Origin of the sequence: Celeribacter litoreus, from assembly GCF_020165855.1 — a bacterium.
Lineage (GTDB): Bacteria > Pseudomonadota > Alphaproteobacteria > Rhodobacterales > Rhodobacteraceae > Celeribacter > Celeribacter litoreus.
The window spans coordinates 296,955-313,906 of sequence record NZ_JAIUFY010000013.1; the positions used below are offsets into that span (position 1 = coordinate 296,955).

Below are 16,952 nucleotides of genomic sequence, written 5' to 3' on the forward strand. Positions count from 1 at the left end.
GTGATGCGAGGCTTACTCGACAGAGCCAGCCGACCAGAAGAACGTCTCGCCGGAGCTGTCGTCCACACCGTCGTTGTCGGTGGAGATGAACATTTCGCCGTCGGTGGTGATTGCGAGACCTTCGACCTTGTCCACGATGTAGCCGTTGAAGGAGGCGAGATCCGGGATCAGGTCACGCACTTCTTCTTTGGACACGACCGGAAGCTCGCCGCCGAGCGGAGCCGGAACCATTTCGGACGCGGGGATGCGGTAGACCTTTTTGGTCACTGCGTTTGCGCCGATCTGGTTGTCACGCTCGATCACGTAGAACCAGTCACCATGTGCTACGATCTCGGAGAGACCAACCCAGCCAGTGTTCGGAGCCGCTTTCGGGTAGGACACAGCGCCCCACTCTTCGGTCTCGAGGTTGTAGGCCACGAGTTTGACGGTGTTTTTCGCGTCATCGCCCCACTCGCGCTGAACAGCCATCCAGAGTGTGTCGCCGACTTTGGTGATGCCCTCGAAGCCAAAACGCTTCTCGACCGCCATGAGTTCTGCCGGAAGGCCGATCTCTTTCTTGATCACGCCTTTGGCGTTCACGTTGTAGATCGCGTGCGGGATGACGCGGTCGGTGCGCCCTTCGGAAGCGATCCAGAACCCGCCTTTATCGTCGAGCGTGATGCCCTCCATGTCGAGTTTCTGAGCCGCGTCGCCGTTGGCGCGGGTCACAGGCAGCGCGCTGATGATGCGGGCCGGTTTGGACGAAGGGTCGATGGTGAAGATCGTCGGCTGGTAGCCGTAGAAGCTATCGTTGACCGCATAGATCATGCCGTTTTCATCTGCGACCATGCCGGAGATTGCGCCCCAGCCGATGAGTTCGTCTGCACCCTCGGAAGTGAGGGTCGGGTAGACTGCTTCGCCTTCGGCGCGTTCGAAGATCATGACGTGCGCGCGAACGCCGCCGTCTTCGATCAGGTCTTTTTCGTTTGCAGAGATGAGGAGGTTGCGTTCCGGAATGGTGACGTAGCCTTCCGGCCCGATGCCCGACGGCAGGACTTGTTCGAGAACCGGTGCGGACATGTCGGAAACGTTGTAAACGCCAACAGCCGAACCGCGCTCGGACCCGACGAAGACATACGGCGTGCCGTCAAAGATGGCCGTTTCGATGCTTTCCGGCTCAACGCCTTTTGCGTCGGAACGTTTGTCCGGATAGTGGCCGATCTGGATCAGGGCGTGTTCGAAAGACGCACCGCTCTCGTAAACGACAGAGCCGTCTTTGTTGAAGATCGTCCAGCCACGGGAGCCGCCGTCCATGTCACCTTCGTTGGCGATGGCGAAGTGGTTGTCGTCGATCCATTTCACAGCATCCGGCTCGCGCTTGCGGCCTTCCTGGCTGTCGGTGAAGATCAGAGCGCCGCGTTCGTCAATCGTGTCAATCTCGGTCAGGTCAACTGCGCCTGCAGAGAAGTGGGACAGGATTTCGCCGTCCTTGGAGATGATCACGAGGTGGTTGTTTTCCTGCATCGTGAGGACGGTTTCGCCGAGGCTATTCACGTCCACGAATTCCGGCTCCGGATCTTCAGGAGAGATTTCTGCGAGACCGGTCAGATCGACGTTCTTCGTCGTCGCGCAATCGGCTTTGCCTTTTGCGATCTGGATCATCGTCAGGAAACCTGCCGGCATTTGGCCGGTGCGGCCGTCGCCGAGGTCTTCGTCACGCTCGTTCTCGATGGCGATGGAGAGGAAACCACCGTCTTTGGACAGGGCGATGGAATCCGGCTGACCTTCGAGAGCGCAGCTCTCAACAACCTCTTTGGTGTCGAGGTTAATCTCAACCATCTGACCGGAGGTGTTGACGTAATCTTCAGAGGTGTTCACCGCGACGAAGGCCGTGTTGCCGACGACAGCAACGGAAGTCGGCTCACCCGGCATCTCGATATTGCCGAGGGGCTTCGGGTTCTTCGGATCGGTGATGTCGATGAGGCCAACGACGCCGAGCGGGCTGTCGGTGTAGATGAGGGTCATGCCGTCCTCAGAGGCAGCGATGATCTCAGCGGAGGTTTCGCGCATGGTGTCTTCGCCGTCCACCATGTTGAGCGGGGTTGCGAAGGAGGCGATGCGGTTAAAGGTCATCTCGGCAGAAGCGCCGGTCGCAGTCAGTGCGAGTGCGGAGGCTGCCAGCAGCAGGTTCTTTTTCATGGAGTGTCTCTCGCAAGTTGGATACGAGGAGGGGGTGTGACGATGTGTTGTTTCGCCCGCGTGACAGTTTTGTTTCGATTTTGTGAAGTGGAGCAATGGGTTCACGATTTATGTCAGTTGTGTTGACATATTGGCGGTGAAGATGCACATCAAAGCGCTGGAAAAGGAAATGATCATGACCGAGTCTCTGCGTCTGCCCCAATTGTTTGCCCATCGTGCCGAGCGCATGAAAGCGTCGGAAATTCGCGAGCTTCTCAAGCTGCTTGATCAGCCAGACATCATTTCCTTTGCGGGCGGCATTCCTGATCCGGCCTACTTCCCGCGACAGGCCTTCGCGGATGCGATGGTGACGGCGACGAGCGAACAGGCCGCGTCCGTTGCTCTGCAATATTCCACCTCCGAGGGCTATACCCCGCTGCGCGACTGGATCGTTCAGCACATGGCGACGCTAGGCGTGCGCTGCACGCGGGACAACGTCCTGATTACCGCAGGATCGCAGCAGGCGCTCGATTATCTCGGCAAGCTTTTCATCGACAAAGACGACACGGCGCTTGTCGGCTGGCCGACCTATCTCGGGGCGCTCGGGGCGTTCAATGCCTATGAGCCGCGCTATGACCGTCTCGATCCGGCGGACAACCGGTCGCCCGAGGATATCGTCGCGGATGCAGAGGCCGCGGGTGGTCGCGTTAAGTTCGCTTACCTTTCGCCCGACTTCGCCAACCCGACGGGCGTCACGCTCTCCGTCGAAGAACGTCGCGGCATCCTTTCGCGCGCCAAGGCCATGGACTGCGCTATCATCGAAGACGCGGCCTATCAGTCGCTGCGCTACACCGGCCAATCGGTGCCGCCGATCCTCGCGCTTGAAATGCAGGAGACGGGCGATATTGACGCCTGCCGGACGATCTATCTCGGGTCCTTCTCTAAGACGCTCGCACCGGGTCTTCGTGTCGGCTGGGCCGTCGCGGCGAAGCCGGTGATTTCCCAGCTCGTTCTCACGAAACAAGCCGCCGATTTGCAGACCGCGACGATCAACCAAATCGCGGTCGCCGAAGTGGCGCGTAGCGTGTTCGACTCTCACGTCGAAACGCTGCGCGAGGTGTATGGTGCACGGTTGCAGGCGATGCTCAAATCGCTCGACGCGCATATGCCGGATGGCATCTCATGGACCAAACCGGAAGGCGGGATGTTCGTCTGGGTGACGCTGCCGAAAGGCATGGACGGGGCGGAATTGCTCAAATCCGCACTCGAAGCGCGGGTCGCGTTTGTTCCGGGCGGGGCGTTCTACGCGGACGGCTCCAATGCCAACACCCTGCGTCTGAACTTCTCTATGTCTCCCGCCGCGAAGATCGAAGAGGGCATTGCCCGCCTCGGCGAGGTCATCAAAGGCGCGTTGTAAGGCGCGCCTTTGCCGCTATGCTTCCTGCAAACGCGTTTTGGGGAATGCTATGGGCTTTCTGCGGTTTCTGATCATTGGGTTCGTTGCGCTCACGGCGTTCTATTTCCTCCTGAAGGTCTATTTGCGTTCTGTAACCCGAGAGCGATTGGAAGAAGAATGGGCCGAGGAGGGTTCCATCGGTGACCGGGATGCCTATGTGGAGAAGGGGATCACCGAGTATGAGCACTCCTTTCGGCCGAAACTCTTGCTTCTGGTCTATATTCTCCCGCTGATCGCGTTTCTCGTGATCTTCTATGTGACGAATTTTGTTTGAGGCGGCTCTGATGCGCTACGTAAAATGGACCCTGATTTCTCTGCTCACGCTCTTTGTTGTCGGGTTCTTCCATTACACCCTGCCACAGCATGACATCGTGCGGATCGTGAATACTTACGAAGAGCGGCAGGATATCTCCGGCTGGACCACGATGTTCTGGCAGGAGGCGGGCAATGGGACCGCGGCGCAGCAGAGCCGCGATGTTCAGTTCATTCAGGCCGTTCGTCCCAACGGGAAATCCATTGTCTATCGTAACGAGGACACGGGCTGGGGCTGGCCGCCGTATTTCAAGTTCGACACGGCGAACCTCTATACCGAAGCGAATGATGCAATCTCGACGAAGGCGGCGCCGGAATGGGTATCGGTCACGCACTACGGCTGGAGGTCAGAACTCCTGTCCGTGTTCCCGAATGCGGTTGGGATCAAGCCCGTCGCAGGGCCGGACGTCAAAATCTTCCCGTGGGTGAATATCATTATCCTCGTCGGATTGTTCGTCTTTCTCGTGACGCTCTACCGCATCTGGCAGCAATTCCGCCAACGCACGATTGATCCGCTCGTTGAGGATGTTGAGGACGTGCTCGAGGCGGCGGACGAGAAGAAAGACAACGCGATTGATAAGCTGAAGGGCTGGTTCAAGCGGAAATGAAAAAGGGGCCTCGCGGCCCCTTTCCTTATTCCCCGTATGGCACCCAGATCGTTTTGACCTCGGTCGCCTGCGCGAGCCAATCTCGCACCGGATAGGTCCGGGCCATCCCGTTGTTTACCCACGTCCGTTTGAGATTTCCTGCGCTCTCGCGTTCGATTGCCTCGGAAATGTCGGAGGCCGAGAAACTCCAAACGGCCTCCACGTCGAGGTGTCCGGCCATCGTCGGCGCCAGTTCCGAATGCGGGCCGGTGAGGATACTTACGACACCGGCGGGCACGTCCGATGTGTCGAGCACCTGATAGAAGTCAGTTGCCGCGAGCGGGTAGGCTTCTGACGCGACTGCAATCACACGGTTCCCCATGGCAATGGCGGGCGCGATGACGTCGATCAGACCGCCGAGAGGACGGTCGTCACAGAACGCGCCGATCACACCGACGGCTTCATTCATGGCGAGCGCAACCCCACGCATCGGCACCGGTTTCGCGGCGCCGTCGAGCTTGTCGCACCACGCGGCGAAGGTGAAGAGCGTGTCGATGGCGTCCGTGACCTCGGCCTGTGCCTTGGCTTCTGTCGTGCCGGTCAGTTCTCGAATGCGGGCCGCGAATTCGTCCGCGCGGGCGGAGAGGTTTTCTCCAATAAAGTAGAGCACCTGAGCGCGGTTGTGCGCCGTGGCTTTTGTCCATCCTTTGGCGGCCTGAGCCGCTTCGACGGCATTCCGGATGTCTTTGCGGGACGCGATGGAGCTATGGCCAAGGAGCTTGCCGCGCGGCGAATAAATCGCCTGCGAATAGCCGCCATCCGGACGCGCCTGTTTACCGCCGATGTAGAGCTTTGCGGTGCGGTCGAGGTCGAGAACTTCGATCTCGTCCGGTTTCGCGTGGGCCTTCGCGGACTTCACAGCCGTCGCTTTGCCCTTGGGTTTGGTGTAGGCCATGAGGCCTTCCCATCCGCCTTCGCGGCCAAAGCCGCTCTCGCGCACACCGCCAAATCCGGCGGCGGCGTCGAACATGTTCGATCCGTTGACCCAAACAACACCGGCGACTAGTTTCGGCGCGATGTCGAGCGCGAGGTTTACGTTCTCGGTCCAGACCGAAGCAGCCAGCCCGTAGCGCGTGTTGTTGGCCACCTGAATGGCTTCGGCAGGCGTGCGGAAGGTCGTGGAGGCGAGCACGGGCCCGAAGATTTCCTCCTGCATGAGCATGGAAGAGGGCGAAAGGTCAGTGATCAGGGTGGGCGGGTAGAAACAGCCCTCCGGCGCTTTTACGGGCTGATGCACCGTGCCTTCGCCGCCGCCTCGGGACACCAGCCCTTCAATGCGCTCCAATTGGACAGGATCGACGATGGCACCCACGTCGATGGATTTGTCCAACGGATTGCCGATGCGCAGTTTCGACATGCGATCAATCAGGCGTTTGTGGAAATCCTCCGCGATGCCCTCCTGAACGAGGAGACGGGAGCCCGCACAGCAGACCTGTCCCTGATTGAAGAAAATCGCATCGACGAGCCCCTCAATGGCGCTGTCGATATCGGCGTCCTCAAACACGATGTAGGGGGACTTCCCGCCGAGTTCGAGCGTGAGCGATTTGCCTGACCCTGCCGTCGCTTCGCGAATGCGGCGACCAACGGCGGTGGAGCCGGTGAAGGCGATCTTGTCTACGCCCGGATGGGTGACGATCATTGCGCCGACCGAACCGTCGCCGGTCACAATGTTGACGACACCTTTCGGAACGCCCGCTTCCTGACAAATCTGAGCAAACAGCAGGGCTGTCAGCGACGTGTATTCCGCAGGCTTCAGGACGACCGTGTTCCCCATCGCAATCGCAGGCGCGACTTTCCATGCGAGCATCAAGAGCGGGAAGTTCCACGGGATGATCTGCCCGCAAACGCCGAGTGCCTCACGCTCCGGCAGCTCCTCATCCATGAGCTGCGCCATGCCCGCGTGGTAGTAGAAATGGCGGGCAACGAGGGCCACGTCGATATCGCGGCTTTCGCGGATCGGTTTGCCATTGTCGAGGGTTTCCAGAACGGCGAACAGGCGCGCGTGTTTCTGGACGAGACGTGCGATGGCATAGAGCACTTTCGCCCGCGCCTTTCCACCCTGTTTCGCCCATTTGGCCTGAGCCTTGCGCGCGGCCTCGACGGCGGCATCCACATCGGCCTGAGACGCCTGAGACACATGTGCGAGGAAGTCGCCGGTCGCGGGGTTCTTGGCGGCGAAAACCGTCTCCGGTGCGGTCATCTTTCCGTTGATGAAATGCCCGAACTGCTCGTCGTGGCTTGCCAGCCATTTCAACGCTTCCGCGGCGCTTTCTGGAGCGGTGCCGTAGTCCATGCTCTCGAAAATCTCTTTTACGGTCATGTTTTTGATCCTTCTCGCGGGGCTTAACCGATGGCGTGACGCCAGTTCGCGGAATACTGTCCGGTTACGTGATGCTCCAATTGGCGTTCGATGTCGCCGAGCAGAGACGAGGCCCCGAACCGGAAGAGATGCGGCGAGAGCCAGTGGTTGCCGAGTTCTTCCTTGATCAGGCTGAGATAGACGAGGGCGTCTTTGGCCTTTGAAATCCCACCCGCCGGTTTGTATCCGACGCGATATCCGGTGCGGGCGTAATAATCGCGAATGGCGCGGATCATCACGAGGCTTACGGGCAGGGTGGCGTTGACGCTCTCCTTGCCAGTGGACGTCTTGATGAAGTCGGCACCGGCCATCATGCAGACCTGACTGGCGCGGGCGACGTTGCGGAGCGAGCCGAGCTCGCCGGTCGCCAGAATGGCCTTCACATGCGCATCGCCACAGGTTTCGCGGAACTCGCGCATTTCATCGTAGAGCGCCTGCCAATCGCCTGTGAGGACGTGGCGGCGCGAGATCACGATGTCGATCTCTTTCGCACCCGCTTTGACGCTTTCCTCGATTTCCTTCACGCGGAGGTGGAAGGGTGAGAGGCCAGCCGGAAACCCCGTTGAAACAGCAGCGACCGGAATGCCCGTGCCGTCGAGCGCCTCAACGGCTGTCTCGACCATGTCGTGATAGACGCAAACGGCACCCGTGGTGATCGGCCCCATACCCATGGCGTCGAGCAGATCAGCGCGCACTGGGTGTGCCGCCTTCGCGCAGAGGCGTTTCACGCGACCGGCGGTGTCATCTCCCGCGAGCGTCGTCAGGTCGATCATGGTGATCGCCTTTAAAAGCCACGCGGCCTGATAGTCCTTTTTGACCGAGCGGCGGCCCGGAAGCGTCGCGCAGCGGCGTTCGACGGCAGAGGTGTTCACCTGCTGCCCGCGGATGATGTCGAGGTCGAGTTCCATGCCTGGATTGCGCGGCTCATGGATCTGCGGCAGATGCGCAGTTTGTTCCCGTGTAAGGGATGTATCGGCAGTCGTATCGGGTGTGCTCATGTGCAAGCTCCGTTCTCACTTGGCATGCAAGCTGGCACGGACGGGCGGATTTGGCAATGTTGACCAATTGGTCAAACGGGCTGAACCACGCCTTTTTGATGCTTCACACGGTATTGTCGTGGCGTCATTCCATAGCGGGAACGGAAAAGGCGATGGAAATGGCTCATGTTCTGAATGCCGATCTCGCTGGAAATCTCTGTGAGACTGTCCGGTGTGCCCGTCAGTTTGCGCGCAGCATAGTCCATCCGGAGCGCGTTTATGTAATCGGATGGCGTTTGGCCAAGGCAGGCCTGCATCGTGCGGGCGACGTGTGCGTGTGCTTTGCCACATTGGGCAACAAGACCCGCCGCGCCGTAGCGGAAGACGTTCGGATCTTCGGCCTGAATGAGCGCCTCGGATAGCCATGTTGGGATCGCTTCGAACTGGCTGCGGGTCTCGAGCGTGAGTTCGGCGATGAGCGGGAGAAGGAAGGCTTCAAGATGGAGCGTTGTGCGCGGGGCCGCTTCCAACACCTTGGCCATGCTCGAAAGTCTGGACATCTGACGAATGTCGCGGTGGAAGTGCACAGGCGCAGTGCTTTGAGCCGGGAAAAAATGCGCCATCTCCGGATGCCGCTCGAGAAGCTCTATGATTCGTTTGCGCCGGATGATGATGTTAACGATGTGGCTTTCTTCGCCGAGACCTTGCAGTGCATGCGGCAACTCAGGGGAAAGAAAGATCAGATCGCCTTCTGAGAGCGTTAGCCGAGTTCCGTCGAGCACGAGACGGGCACGTCCGTTATGGAGCCAGAAGATTTCGTAGTAGTCCTGATCGTGCAATGCTTTCGCGCGCGTCCGGGCGAGTACGGACCGGGAAAAATGAAAGTCGTCTCCCTTCGGGAGTATGTCTTTTTGGCACAATACAGTCGTTTGCATAACGAAAAACTAACACTCTTTACGTAACCATTTCACAATATTCCTAGGGCGAATCAACTTTTTTTTACGTTAGGGCAACCAATGCTGCAAACGCGAGCAGAAGGCGTGTGAAAAGGGTGACAGGCGGGCGAAAAATGGGTACGAGCAGGCGCCAGAGCCCATGAGACACAGGAATCGCACCCATGACTTCGCCCGCCTTCGATCGCTCCATCAAGATTGCACCGTCCATCCTTGCGGCCGATTTCGCAAATTTCGGTCAGGAAATCGAAGCCGTTGAGGCGCAGGGGGCGGACTGGATCCACGTTGACGTCATGGACGGGCATTTCGTGCCGAACCTCACCTTTGGTCCGGCAATGTGCAAAGCCATCCGCCCGCACATCAAGACGGTGATGGACGTTCACCTCATGATCTCTCCGGTTGATCCGTATATCGAAGCCTTTGCCGAGGCGGGCGCGGATTACATCACGGCCCATGTCGAGGCGGGCCCGCACATTCACCGCACCATGCAGGCGATCCGCGCATCCGGTGCGAAAGCTGGTGTGGCGCTCAATCCGGCGACGCCGGCGGAGAGCATTGCTTACCTGATGGATATGGTCGATCTGATCTGCGTGATGACCGTGAACCCGGGCTTTGGCGGGCAGAAGTTCATTCACTCCCAGATCGAAAAAGTGAAGACGCTGCGCGAGATGATCGGTGATCGCCCGATCCACCTCGAAATTGACGGCGGTGTCGATCCGACCACCGCGCCGCTCGTGGCTGCGGCTGGTGCAGATGCGCTCGTCGCAGGTTCTGCTGTGTTCAAGGGGGGCTCCGTGTCCAACCCTGCGCCCTATGGCGAGAACATTCGCAATATTCGCGCAGCAGCAGAACAGGCGCTCTAAGCGCTAAAAATTAGAGCGGGGTCGGGGCGATGACTTCGATCCCATCCTCCTGCGCGAGACGTTCTAGGTCTTCCTCATATCGGGCGGTCACATCCGCGATTATGCGATCGTCCCACCCCGGGATTTCGCAACGCGGAGACAGTTTTTCCACCATTCCAAATTTCTCGAGGTAGTCCGAGATGACCTCTTCGAATGCTTCGTCAGATGGTGGCGGGGCGTTTTTGAGGTGGTCCTGCAGACGCGCGAGTCCCTCGTCTTCGAGAAGAGGGATGAGCGGTGCGTGATATCCGTTGAGTGGCGTTCCCTCGGGGAGATAGGCTAGCTTTCTTAGGACGCGAGGCCAAATAAAGGGAGCGTCCTCCTCTGCCCAGAGAACGATTGGCACATCCGGATTTGCCGCCTTGAGCGACATGACCGTATCATACCAACCGATCGCCTCGGGTGGCACGCGCCCGAGAAACTTCTCAATGTGTTTGGAGGTCGAACTCGTGACCAGCGCATAATGAATAAAAGCTGCTGGGTTGAGGAGGGAAAGGCTGATTTGGAGTTTGGACGAGTAAAACAGTTCTGCGAATTGTCTGACGCGTTCACCTATTGAGGGATACAGAAAAGAGCCGTCGAAGGCAGAGCGCAGGGGCGACGCCAGCCGATCGTCTGCGAGGAGCGCCCTGTGCGACCGGTTTCGGCCGAAGACACGAGTGAGCATGCGCGCCTCTTCTGGCCATATCGGAGGTAGACCATCGAGAAAATTTAACATTCTCGACATGACGATCCATGTGTGCCGCGCTGTCGGTGTGTGCACGCCAAGTCTCGCGAAGGTCTCTCTGTTGGAATCGATCACCTGTCGCATGTAGCGACTTGTGGTGAAATGAAGACCGATGTGGAGAGTGATCTCTTTCCCAGACCGCTTTTCGGCATCGCTCAATGGACGATCTCCCCGCGTTCGACGGTGAAGAAGAAGTCTTCATCCGGATCGCGCGCGATAATGTCGTCCGGCACAGATTCCGGGCCGCTGAGAAAGACATTTGCGCCAAAGTGCCGATGCAGTCGGGAAAGTTTCTCCATGCGCGGGCCGGTAAGCTCCGCAAAGAATTTCGCGTAGTTATCACCTTGTTTGAGTTCTTCGATCTTGGCGCGGTGCGCTGCGACGCAGGCCTCATGCATGGCGCGGATTTCGGGGTCGGAGAGCAACCTGTCGTATTCCTCCTGCAGCTTCGGCAGCATGCGCTGGATTGAGCGTTCTTCTTCGGCGTTGTTGTTCATCCGGAACCAGTAGGCGAGGCCTTGGTCACGATCCACGTGGTTCACGCGGCCGCGGTCGCGCTTGACCAGAAAACTCTCGGATGAGCGAACAGCGTAGTGATTAAGCTGCACAACGTCGTAGCCGTAAGTGGATGAATTCGACCGCCATGCGTTTCGGAATTCGGTTTCAGGCATCGGTTTGGCCGAGCCGTTATACCACCGGATTTTATCCCAGATTTGCGGCTTGAGGCCCTTCGGGCGGTGCACGCCGAGTTTTTTGAAGAGGCCGACATTCTTGAACAATGTCTTAAACCCCCACGCCTGATGCGGCTTGTTCGCGAATTCGGGGGCGCAGCGGTCAAATTGCTCGATCAGAAGCCGGTCCTGATAATCATGGACATCGTTGTTCCCGAAGAGGCGCCACGTGCAGGAAATGAGGTTTGCGTCTGGCACGGCCTCAAACAGCGCCCTCATTGTGCCGTCACCGACCTTGATGTTGATGAACTCGTCCACGTCCATCGAAATCGCCCAATCACTCTCGGTGATCACTGGTTCTTTCTCGGCCTGTTTCAGGGCGTGGTGCTGTGGTTTGAGGCCGGTGTCGTGAAACTTGTTGTCACGGTGCTGAACATAGCCTTTGGCCTGCAGCAATTCGAGGAAGGTGTCCGTGCCGTCGGTGCAATCGTTGGTGTAAACGAGAAACCCCTCGATCCCGATCGCGCGGTGATAGGCGAGCCACTCGAGGATGAAGGGGCCCTCGTTCTTCATACAGGTGACGATCGCGACCGAGTTGTCTCCTCGAGGGGCCTTTGCGACGGTCTCAGTAGGCATATGAATCGGGTCGTAGGCCCACTCAGACTCAGACAAATCGATGAGCGGCTGGTGCTCGATCAGGGAGGATTTGGGCACCAGCTTCGAGACAGACGGCGCGAGGTGTCGCAGCCCCATGAACCGATAGAACGGGTACTGGACCCGTGGTGCCGCACCTCCGATCCGGACGAGGCGAAACACGGCGTGATCCGCGAGGAGTTTGGGGGCGGCGCACCATCTCCCGCGGCGGTTCTTTTCGTCGAACTGAACGCAGATGTGATCCGCGAACCGTGGGCGGCCTTCTTCGCGGATGCGCCACGGATAACATTGCTGGCCAAGGAGCTGGACGACACCGCCGCGAGCGGTTTGAGCGAGGTCGAAGATACTCCCGAGTTTGGGGTGAAGGGGGATCAGGTCGTAAACTTCGATGTTTGCTACCGCCCGTGCCTCAGACAGAAACAGCCGATGCATCATCTCATAGAGAATGACCTCGGAGAGAGGGGAGCACCAAGGGTCAGCATCAGGCACGTCCATCCTGTCTTTGCCGGGCGCGCCGGGCGTGCAGTAGGGATGGTGTTCGGAAGGCATGTCTGGCGCCCCCAGAGGTGCGTCGAAATCGACCAGCATCACGGTCAGATCGCTGAACTCGGACAGGCCCGCCTCGAGACGTGCGACGAAGTCTTCGTCCGTCCATGGTTTCGCGCGGTTGAGGATCAGCGCGCCGGTGAGCCCCTGGTGCTTTACATGAAAAGAGAGCCACTCGAGAACGGTTTCCGCGCTCTCGCCATTCCGCGTGGAGAGTGCCACGTTGCGATTTGCGAAAATGTCCGGCTGTCGCGGGGTAAGCGCGATCTCCACCTTCTCGCCCTCGAAATAGGCCGAAAGGCCATCCGGTCGGACTTTCCCGCTGATCCACGGCGCCTCGCCGAGCGTTCGATGCTCTGCGGCATCGAGTAGGTGTGCCGCAACGGCGGGACTCACACGGGAGTGGCGCGTGAAAAAGAGGTCTGCGCGTCCGTCCGGGGCTTCGACGGCGGCGAAGAGGCGCGATGCCCCGAGCGCCTGAAGCGTAATATGATGCTGAATTAGATGGGCCATACGGGATGAATCAGGTGTCTGTCGGCAATGCTTTGAGGCGTTTGAGATGGGCGGCGAGCTGGGTCGGGCCGGGCGGGGTCGAACCAGCCAAAAGAGTGAGATGCCAGATCAGGTTGACGATACGGCGTTGAGATTTGAGTTCGGTTAATCTCTTGCGATGCACGGCGACGCACTCCTCGTGTAGCGAGTCGAATTCAGACAACTCGGCCCTTGCCGCGCGGGCCCTTTCGAGCATCACGTCGATGCGGGTGTCTTCCACAACATTGAAATTGCGCTCTGACCAATATCCGTGACCGACCCTTTTATCCATGTGGTTGGGCAGGCCGCGGACGGCTTTGAGCAGGAATTCGTCGATGGAGCGCACAGAGTAGTGATTGAGCCATGCCCGCTCATCTGCGCCGTCGATGCCGAAAAGATTGATCCGTGCCTGTTGTGCCGCGAAATCTTTGGGGAGCGGGCGTCCGTTGGCCTGCACCCACCGCGCTTCTTTGCCCTTGGGCCGGTGCACCCCCAACCCCTTGAATGCAGAGGGCCGGTGAAGTGTCTTGAAGAAATGCGCAAGCGGCAGGCCGATGTCATCGGGGGCTGCATAGCGGAACCGTTCGATGACAGGGCGATCTTCCCAGTTGCCGAGCCCCGAGTTCCCGAACAGGTGCCATCGCAGCGCCATCGCGGCGGCGTCCTCTGGCAGGAGGTCCGACACATAAGAGCCGTCCTCGATAACGAGATATTCGTCGACGTCGAAAAACAGGGCGAGGTCGGCATTTTGATATAGCCCGTGTTTGCCGAGCTTTTTCATCGCTTGCCACTGAACGGACTTTTCGCCCTCTGGAGTGAAGGGCAGGTGGGTCACTACGCCCTTTTCCTCAAGCGCGCTCAACAACGCATCTGTTCCGTCGGTGCAGTCATGCGAGGCAATGAGAAAATCGGTGAAACCTGCGGCACGATGATGCGCGAGCCAGTCAAGAAGCCATGGCCCCTCGTCTCGGATGCATGTGATCGCGAGTATCGTCACGCTGGGATTACCTTTACCGTTTTGACACTTACGGTCGCTCGAACACACAGCGACGCGAATGCCACCGCCTTATTTTCTTGTCGTTTTTGGTCTCATGTCCCCTAGGCCGAGTCAAGGAAGCACTCAAGTGTCGGCTTTCATGGGGCCGATCTGCGCCCGAGTGGTCATCAAAACGTCTCTTTACTCGCAAAATCTGAACGCACTTCTTTTTCAACTATGTCGCTGCCCGTGGCTGCGCTAAGAGGGGGCGGCCATGACACGTTGTTTTGGAAGGTGAATATGTCGAAGTTGCCCGTGATTGCCGCGCTCTGGATGGAAGGCCCGTTGAGCTTTCTGGAACAACTATGCCTGAAGTCGTTTGTCGACGCTGGGCATAAAGTCGTTCTGTATCACTATGGTCCTGTGGAGCGCGTGCCCGAGGGGATCGAGATGGGAGATGCGAACGAGTTCCTCCCGCAGACCAACTTCCTACAACACGAACGCACCGGCTCTCCTGCGCTGCATTCCGACCTGTTCCGCTACAAGATGCTTGAGAAAAGCGAGAATACGATCTGGGCGGATACCGACGCCTATTGCATGCGCCCGTTCGAGACGGACACTGGCCATTATTACGGCTGGGAGAGTGAGAAACACATCAATGGTGGTGTGCTCGGTCTGCCGAAGGACAGTGATGCGCTTAAGGCGCTGTTGGATTTCACCTCCGACGAATTCGCGATCCCGTCGTATTACGGCGAGGACTACGCCAACGAACTCACTGAAAAGAAAAAGGCCGGCGAGCCGGTTCATGCCTCCGAGCAGCCGTGGGGCGTTTGGGGACCGCATGCGGTGACGCATTTCCTGCATGAAACGGGCGAAGACAAATATGCCTTCCCGCAGGAGGTGCTCTATCCGTTCACCTTCAAAGACCGCCGCCTCATGCTCAAACGCGATTTCGACGTGTCGCCTTATGTGACCGATAAAACCTGTTCTGTGCACCTCTATGGCCGCCGGATGCGGATGCGTCTGTTGGAAAAGGAAGGCGGAGCGCCGCACCCCAAGAGCTTCCTCGCGGGGCTATTGCGTAAACATGAAATTGATCCCTATTCGGCCCCGATCATGACGCGACACAAGCCGCAGAAAGAGGAGGTCGACCCAGAGGTGCCGACCTACGATCTGCAGACTGGTGAGTTGCGCGGAGACCCGAAACTTCTCGCGAAAATCGGGATTGAAGGCCTCAAGGAAGCGAAGAACTTTGGCCAGATCGCAAAGGAATATAATGTGCACCGGAGGCTCGTGCGCGCTTGTCGTGACCGCATCCGCGACAACTCCGAAAGCCTGTTCGCGCCTGAACTTCTCGCGGAAACGGGAAAATCCGACAGCTAAGTCAGTAGCCGATCCGCGACGCGATTTTTGTCAGAACGGTCGGTGCAATCGCGATAATCAGCACAATACGCACGAGGTGGTGGATCGAGATGTAGGCGACCTCTGCGTTCATTGCGAGCGCAACGAGCGACATCTCTGTCAGGCCCCCCGGAGCATAGGCGAGGAGCACCTGCTCGACCGACTGCGCGAAGAGTCCGTGAAAGACGAGCGCGAAGATCAGCGACAGAGCCAAGGTAATAACGGTGCCCCCGAAGGTGAGGAGCAGGGTTTGTGCCACCAATTTGCCCTCTGCGCCACGAAAGCGCGATCCCATGGTCGCCCCGAGGATGATTTGCGCGGCGATGATCAGGAGCGCAGGGGGCTGCGAATGGGTCAGTCCCGTCATGTGAACGGCGGCGGATAGAAGGAGTGGCCCCAATAGCCCGGGCGCCGGTAACTTCAGTTTTTCCCCGATGAGGGTGCCTGCGACGGCGCAGCCGAGAAGGATCACGGCCGCCTTGAGCGTCAGAATTTCGCCGTTGCCTGTCGGAGAGGTGCCCGTCACCTCATAGCCGAGGACAATGCGAAACCAGAACGCAATCAAAGCGATGGAAATAAGAATGCGCCCCGCGTGTGCGAGGATGATCCGTTTTTCATCTCCCCCCATTGCACTGCCGATGACGGTCATCTCACTGAGGCCACCGGGCATGGCGGAGAAAAACGCTGTGATCGGATCGAGCTTCCCGATCTTGATATAGAAGGGTACGACGAGCGCCGCCGCGCAGGCGAGATAGAGGGAAAGCCCTGCCAGCGAGAGGCCCCAACGCGCCAAATGTCCGAAAGTGTCCGTGTCAAAGCCCGATCCGAGCATCACCCCGATGACCGGGATCACATAGGGGCGGAGTTTGCCCGGGCTTTCGAGCGGCGCTTTGAACATCACCGCGGCGAAGACAAACACCATCGGCCCGAGCATCCAAGGCAGCGGCATTTTCATTAGATATGCAGTGGTCCCTCCGATGGTTCCGACGACGAGGGTCAATCCAGGTCGAAGGAGCTTAGATGCGTCGATGGAGAGGGGCATAAAATGCTTCCGGACTTAGTAGGCGTTGTTACGGCACTTTATCTCCGCGTTTCTTGGTCGCAAGGCAAGGGCGACGTGGAAATCTGCACAGAAGCATTGCGGGCAGGCCACGGGTTCCAGAGCAAAGTGGGGGACGACCGCTCTCGAATCGAGCCATTTTTGAAGGTTCATGTGGCTTCGATCGCTTGCTCAAAGAGGGTTAAATCCGGTTTTCTCGGGGGCGCAGCCCCGTAAGCGCACTGCCGGAAAATGCTCCAGCCCGGCTTGAGAGCGATTAATTTTTGAGCGACGAAATACGCCTGGGGTGTTCGCAGGTCCGTTCTTCAAGACGTGGCGCATATCTCGCTTGATTTATTGCCTCCATATTCTTAACCGATATCTCCAATGAGCTTTTGGCTCTCTTGTCGCAAAGGCGCGACGAGATACAGATTTAGGCCTCTCGGATCAGAGGTCCGCGGCAATGGCGCTGCACTCTCACCTAAAGACACAATGTGTTCGCTGTGATCGAACCACATTCGAAGAGGAAGCGCCGCTATGACCAAAGATCGTCTAGTTATTGTTGGTAACGGGATGGCTCCTGGCCGTTTGCTTGAGCATTTGTTCGAGGTTACGGATCAGTATGAGGTGACGATTTTCAACGC

The 16,952-nt window shown here is 58.6% G+C and carries 13 protein-coding genes; 5 read left to right on the forward strand and 8 right to left on the reverse strand.

The features are described from left to right. Window positions 1-12 precede the first annotated feature (12 nt). Complete coding sequence (locus LA304_RS13525; RefSeq protein ID WP_224503690.1) at window positions 13-2,178, reverse strand: esterase-like activity of phytase family protein; 2,166 nt, start codon at window positions 2,176-2,178, stop codon at window positions 13-15. Window positions 2,179-2,365: 187 nt separating this feature from the next. Between LA304_RS13525 and LA304_RS13530 the strand changes: the two genes are divergently transcribed. The 3 genes from LA304_RS13530 to LA304_RS13540 are packed head-to-tail and all read left to right on the forward strand — an operon-like array spanning window position 2,366 to window position 4,533. Continuing rightward, window positions 2,366-3,574 (forward strand): PLP-dependent aminotransferase family protein, encoded by a 1,209-nt coding sequence (locus tag LA304_RS13530; protein WP_396022195.1) that lies wholly within the window; start codon window positions 2,366-2,368, stop codon window positions 3,572-3,574. Between the two features lie 49 nt (window positions 3,575-3,623). Continuing rightward, window positions 3,624-3,887, forward strand: coding sequence for a hypothetical protein (locus LA304_RS13535; protein WP_224503692.1), 264 nt, complete (start codon window positions 3,624-3,626; stop codon window positions 3,885-3,887). A 10-nt stretch (window positions 3,888-3,897) separates the two neighbouring features. Then, window positions 3,898-4,533 (forward strand): DUF1523 family protein, encoded by a 636-nt coding sequence (locus LA304_RS13540; RefSeq protein ID WP_224503693.1) that lies wholly within the window; start codon window positions 3,898-3,900, stop codon window positions 4,531-4,533. Between the two features lie 25 nt (window positions 4,534-4,558). Here LA304_RS13540 and LA304_RS13545 read toward each other — a convergent pair whose 3' ends face one another. The 3 genes from LA304_RS13545 to LA304_RS13555 form a co-directional block, all read right to left on the reverse strand. Continuing rightward, complete coding sequence (locus LA304_RS13545; protein WP_224503694.1) at window positions 4,559-6,892, reverse strand: aldehyde dehydrogenase family protein; 2,334 nt, start codon at window positions 6,890-6,892, stop codon at window positions 4,559-4,561. Between the two features lie 23 nt (window positions 6,893-6,915). Continuing rightward, complete coding sequence (gene deoC, locus LA304_RS13550; protein WP_224503695.1) at window positions 6,916-7,929, reverse strand: deoxyribose-phosphate aldolase; 1,014 nt, start codon at window positions 7,927-7,929, stop codon at window positions 6,916-6,918. A 71-nt stretch (window positions 7,930-8,000) separates the two neighbouring features. Further along, on the reverse strand, window positions 8,001-8,747 hold the full coding sequence (locus LA304_RS13555; RefSeq protein ID WP_396022192.1) for a helix-turn-helix domain-containing protein: 747 nt from the start codon (window positions 8,745-8,747) through the stop codon (window positions 8,001-8,003). 278 nt (window positions 8,748-9,025) lie between these two features. Here LA304_RS13555 and rpe point away from each other — a divergent pair, with 278 nt between their 5' ends. Then, window positions 9,026-9,724 carry a ribulose-phosphate 3-epimerase gene (gene rpe / locus LA304_RS13560; protein WP_224503697.1) on the forward strand — a complete coding sequence of 233 codons (699 nt, stop codon included), beginning with the start codon at window positions 9,026-9,028 and terminating at the stop codon, window positions 9,722-9,724. Between the two features lie 10 nt (window positions 9,725-9,734). Here rpe and LA304_RS13565 read toward each other — a convergent pair whose 3' ends face one another. The 3 genes from LA304_RS13565 to LA304_RS13575 all read right to left on the reverse strand — a co-directional run bounded on the left by LA304_RS13565 (window position 9,735) and on the right by LA304_RS13575 (window position 13,889). Next, the gene (locus tag LA304_RS13565; RefSeq protein WP_224503698.1) at window positions 9,735-10,430 is read right to left on the reverse strand and encodes a hypothetical protein; all 696 of its coding nucleotides are present in this window, start codon (window positions 10,428-10,430) and stop codon (window positions 9,735-9,737) included. 215 nt (window positions 10,431-10,645) lie between these two features. Continuing rightward, window positions 10,646-12,874 (reverse strand): glycosyltransferase family 2 protein, encoded by a 2,229-nt coding sequence (locus tag LA304_RS13570; protein ID WP_224503699.1) that lies wholly within the window; start codon window positions 12,872-12,874, stop codon window positions 10,646-10,648. Between the two features lie 10 nt (window positions 12,875-12,884). After that, window positions 12,885-13,889: a glycosyltransferase family 2 protein gene (locus LA304_RS13575; protein WP_224503700.1), complete on the reverse strand. Its 1,005-nt coding sequence runs from the start codon at window positions 13,887-13,889 to the stop codon at window positions 12,885-12,887. A 279-nt stretch (window positions 13,890-14,168) separates the two neighbouring features. Between LA304_RS13575 and LA304_RS13580 the strand changes: the two genes are divergently transcribed. After that, window positions 14,169-15,251 (forward strand): hypothetical protein, encoded by a 1,083-nt coding sequence (locus tag LA304_RS13580; protein WP_224503701.1) that lies wholly within the window; start codon window positions 14,169-14,171, stop codon window positions 15,249-15,251. A 1-nt stretch (window position 15,252) separates the two neighbouring features. Here LA304_RS13580 and LA304_RS13585 read toward each other — a convergent pair whose 3' ends face one another. After that, window positions 15,253-16,311 (reverse strand): AbrB family transcriptional regulator, encoded by a 1,059-nt coding sequence (locus LA304_RS13585; protein WP_224503702.1) that lies wholly within the window; start codon window positions 16,309-16,311, stop codon window positions 15,253-15,255. Window positions 16,312-16,952 lie beyond the last annotated feature (641 nt).

Excerpts from the sequence above, each read along its gene's own strand:
- LA304_RS13525 (WP_224503690.1), bottom strand. The coding sequence starts at position 2,178 with ATGAAAAAGAACCTGCTGCTGGCAGCCTCCGCACTCGCACTGACTGCG.
- LA304_RS13535 (WP_224503692.1), top strand. The coding sequence starts at position 3,624 with ATGGGCTTTCTGCGGTTTCTGATCATTGGGTTCGTTGCGCTCACGGCG.
- LA304_RS13540 (WP_224503693.1), top strand. The coding sequence starts at position 3,898 with ATGCGCTACGTAAAATGGACCCTGATTTCTCTGCTCACGCTCTTTGTT.
- LA304_RS13545 (WP_224503694.1), bottom strand. The coding sequence starts at position 6,892 with ATGACCGTAAAAGAGATTTTCGAGAGCATGGACTACGGCACCGCTCCA.
- deoC (WP_224503695.1), bottom strand. The coding sequence starts at position 7,929 with ATGAGCACACCCGATACGACTGCCGATACATCCCTTACACGGGAACAA.
- rpe (WP_224503697.1), top strand. The coding sequence starts at position 9,026 with ATGACTTCGCCCGCCTTCGATCGCTCCATCAAGATTGCACCGTCCATC.
- LA304_RS13565 (WP_224503698.1), bottom strand. The coding sequence starts at position 10,430 with ATGCTCACTCGTGTCTTCGGCCGAAACCGGTCGCACAGGGCGCTCCTC.
- LA304_RS13570 (WP_224503699.1), bottom strand. The coding sequence starts at position 12,874 with ATGGCCCATCTAATTCAGCATCATATTACGCTTCAGGCGCTCGGGGCA.
- LA304_RS13580 (WP_224503701.1), top strand. The coding sequence starts at position 14,169 with ATGTCGAAGTTGCCCGTGATTGCCGCGCTCTGGATGGAAGGCCCGTTG.
- LA304_RS13585 (WP_224503702.1), bottom strand. The coding sequence starts at position 16,311 with ATGCCCCTCTCCATCGACGCATCTAAGCTCCTTCGACCTGGATTGACC.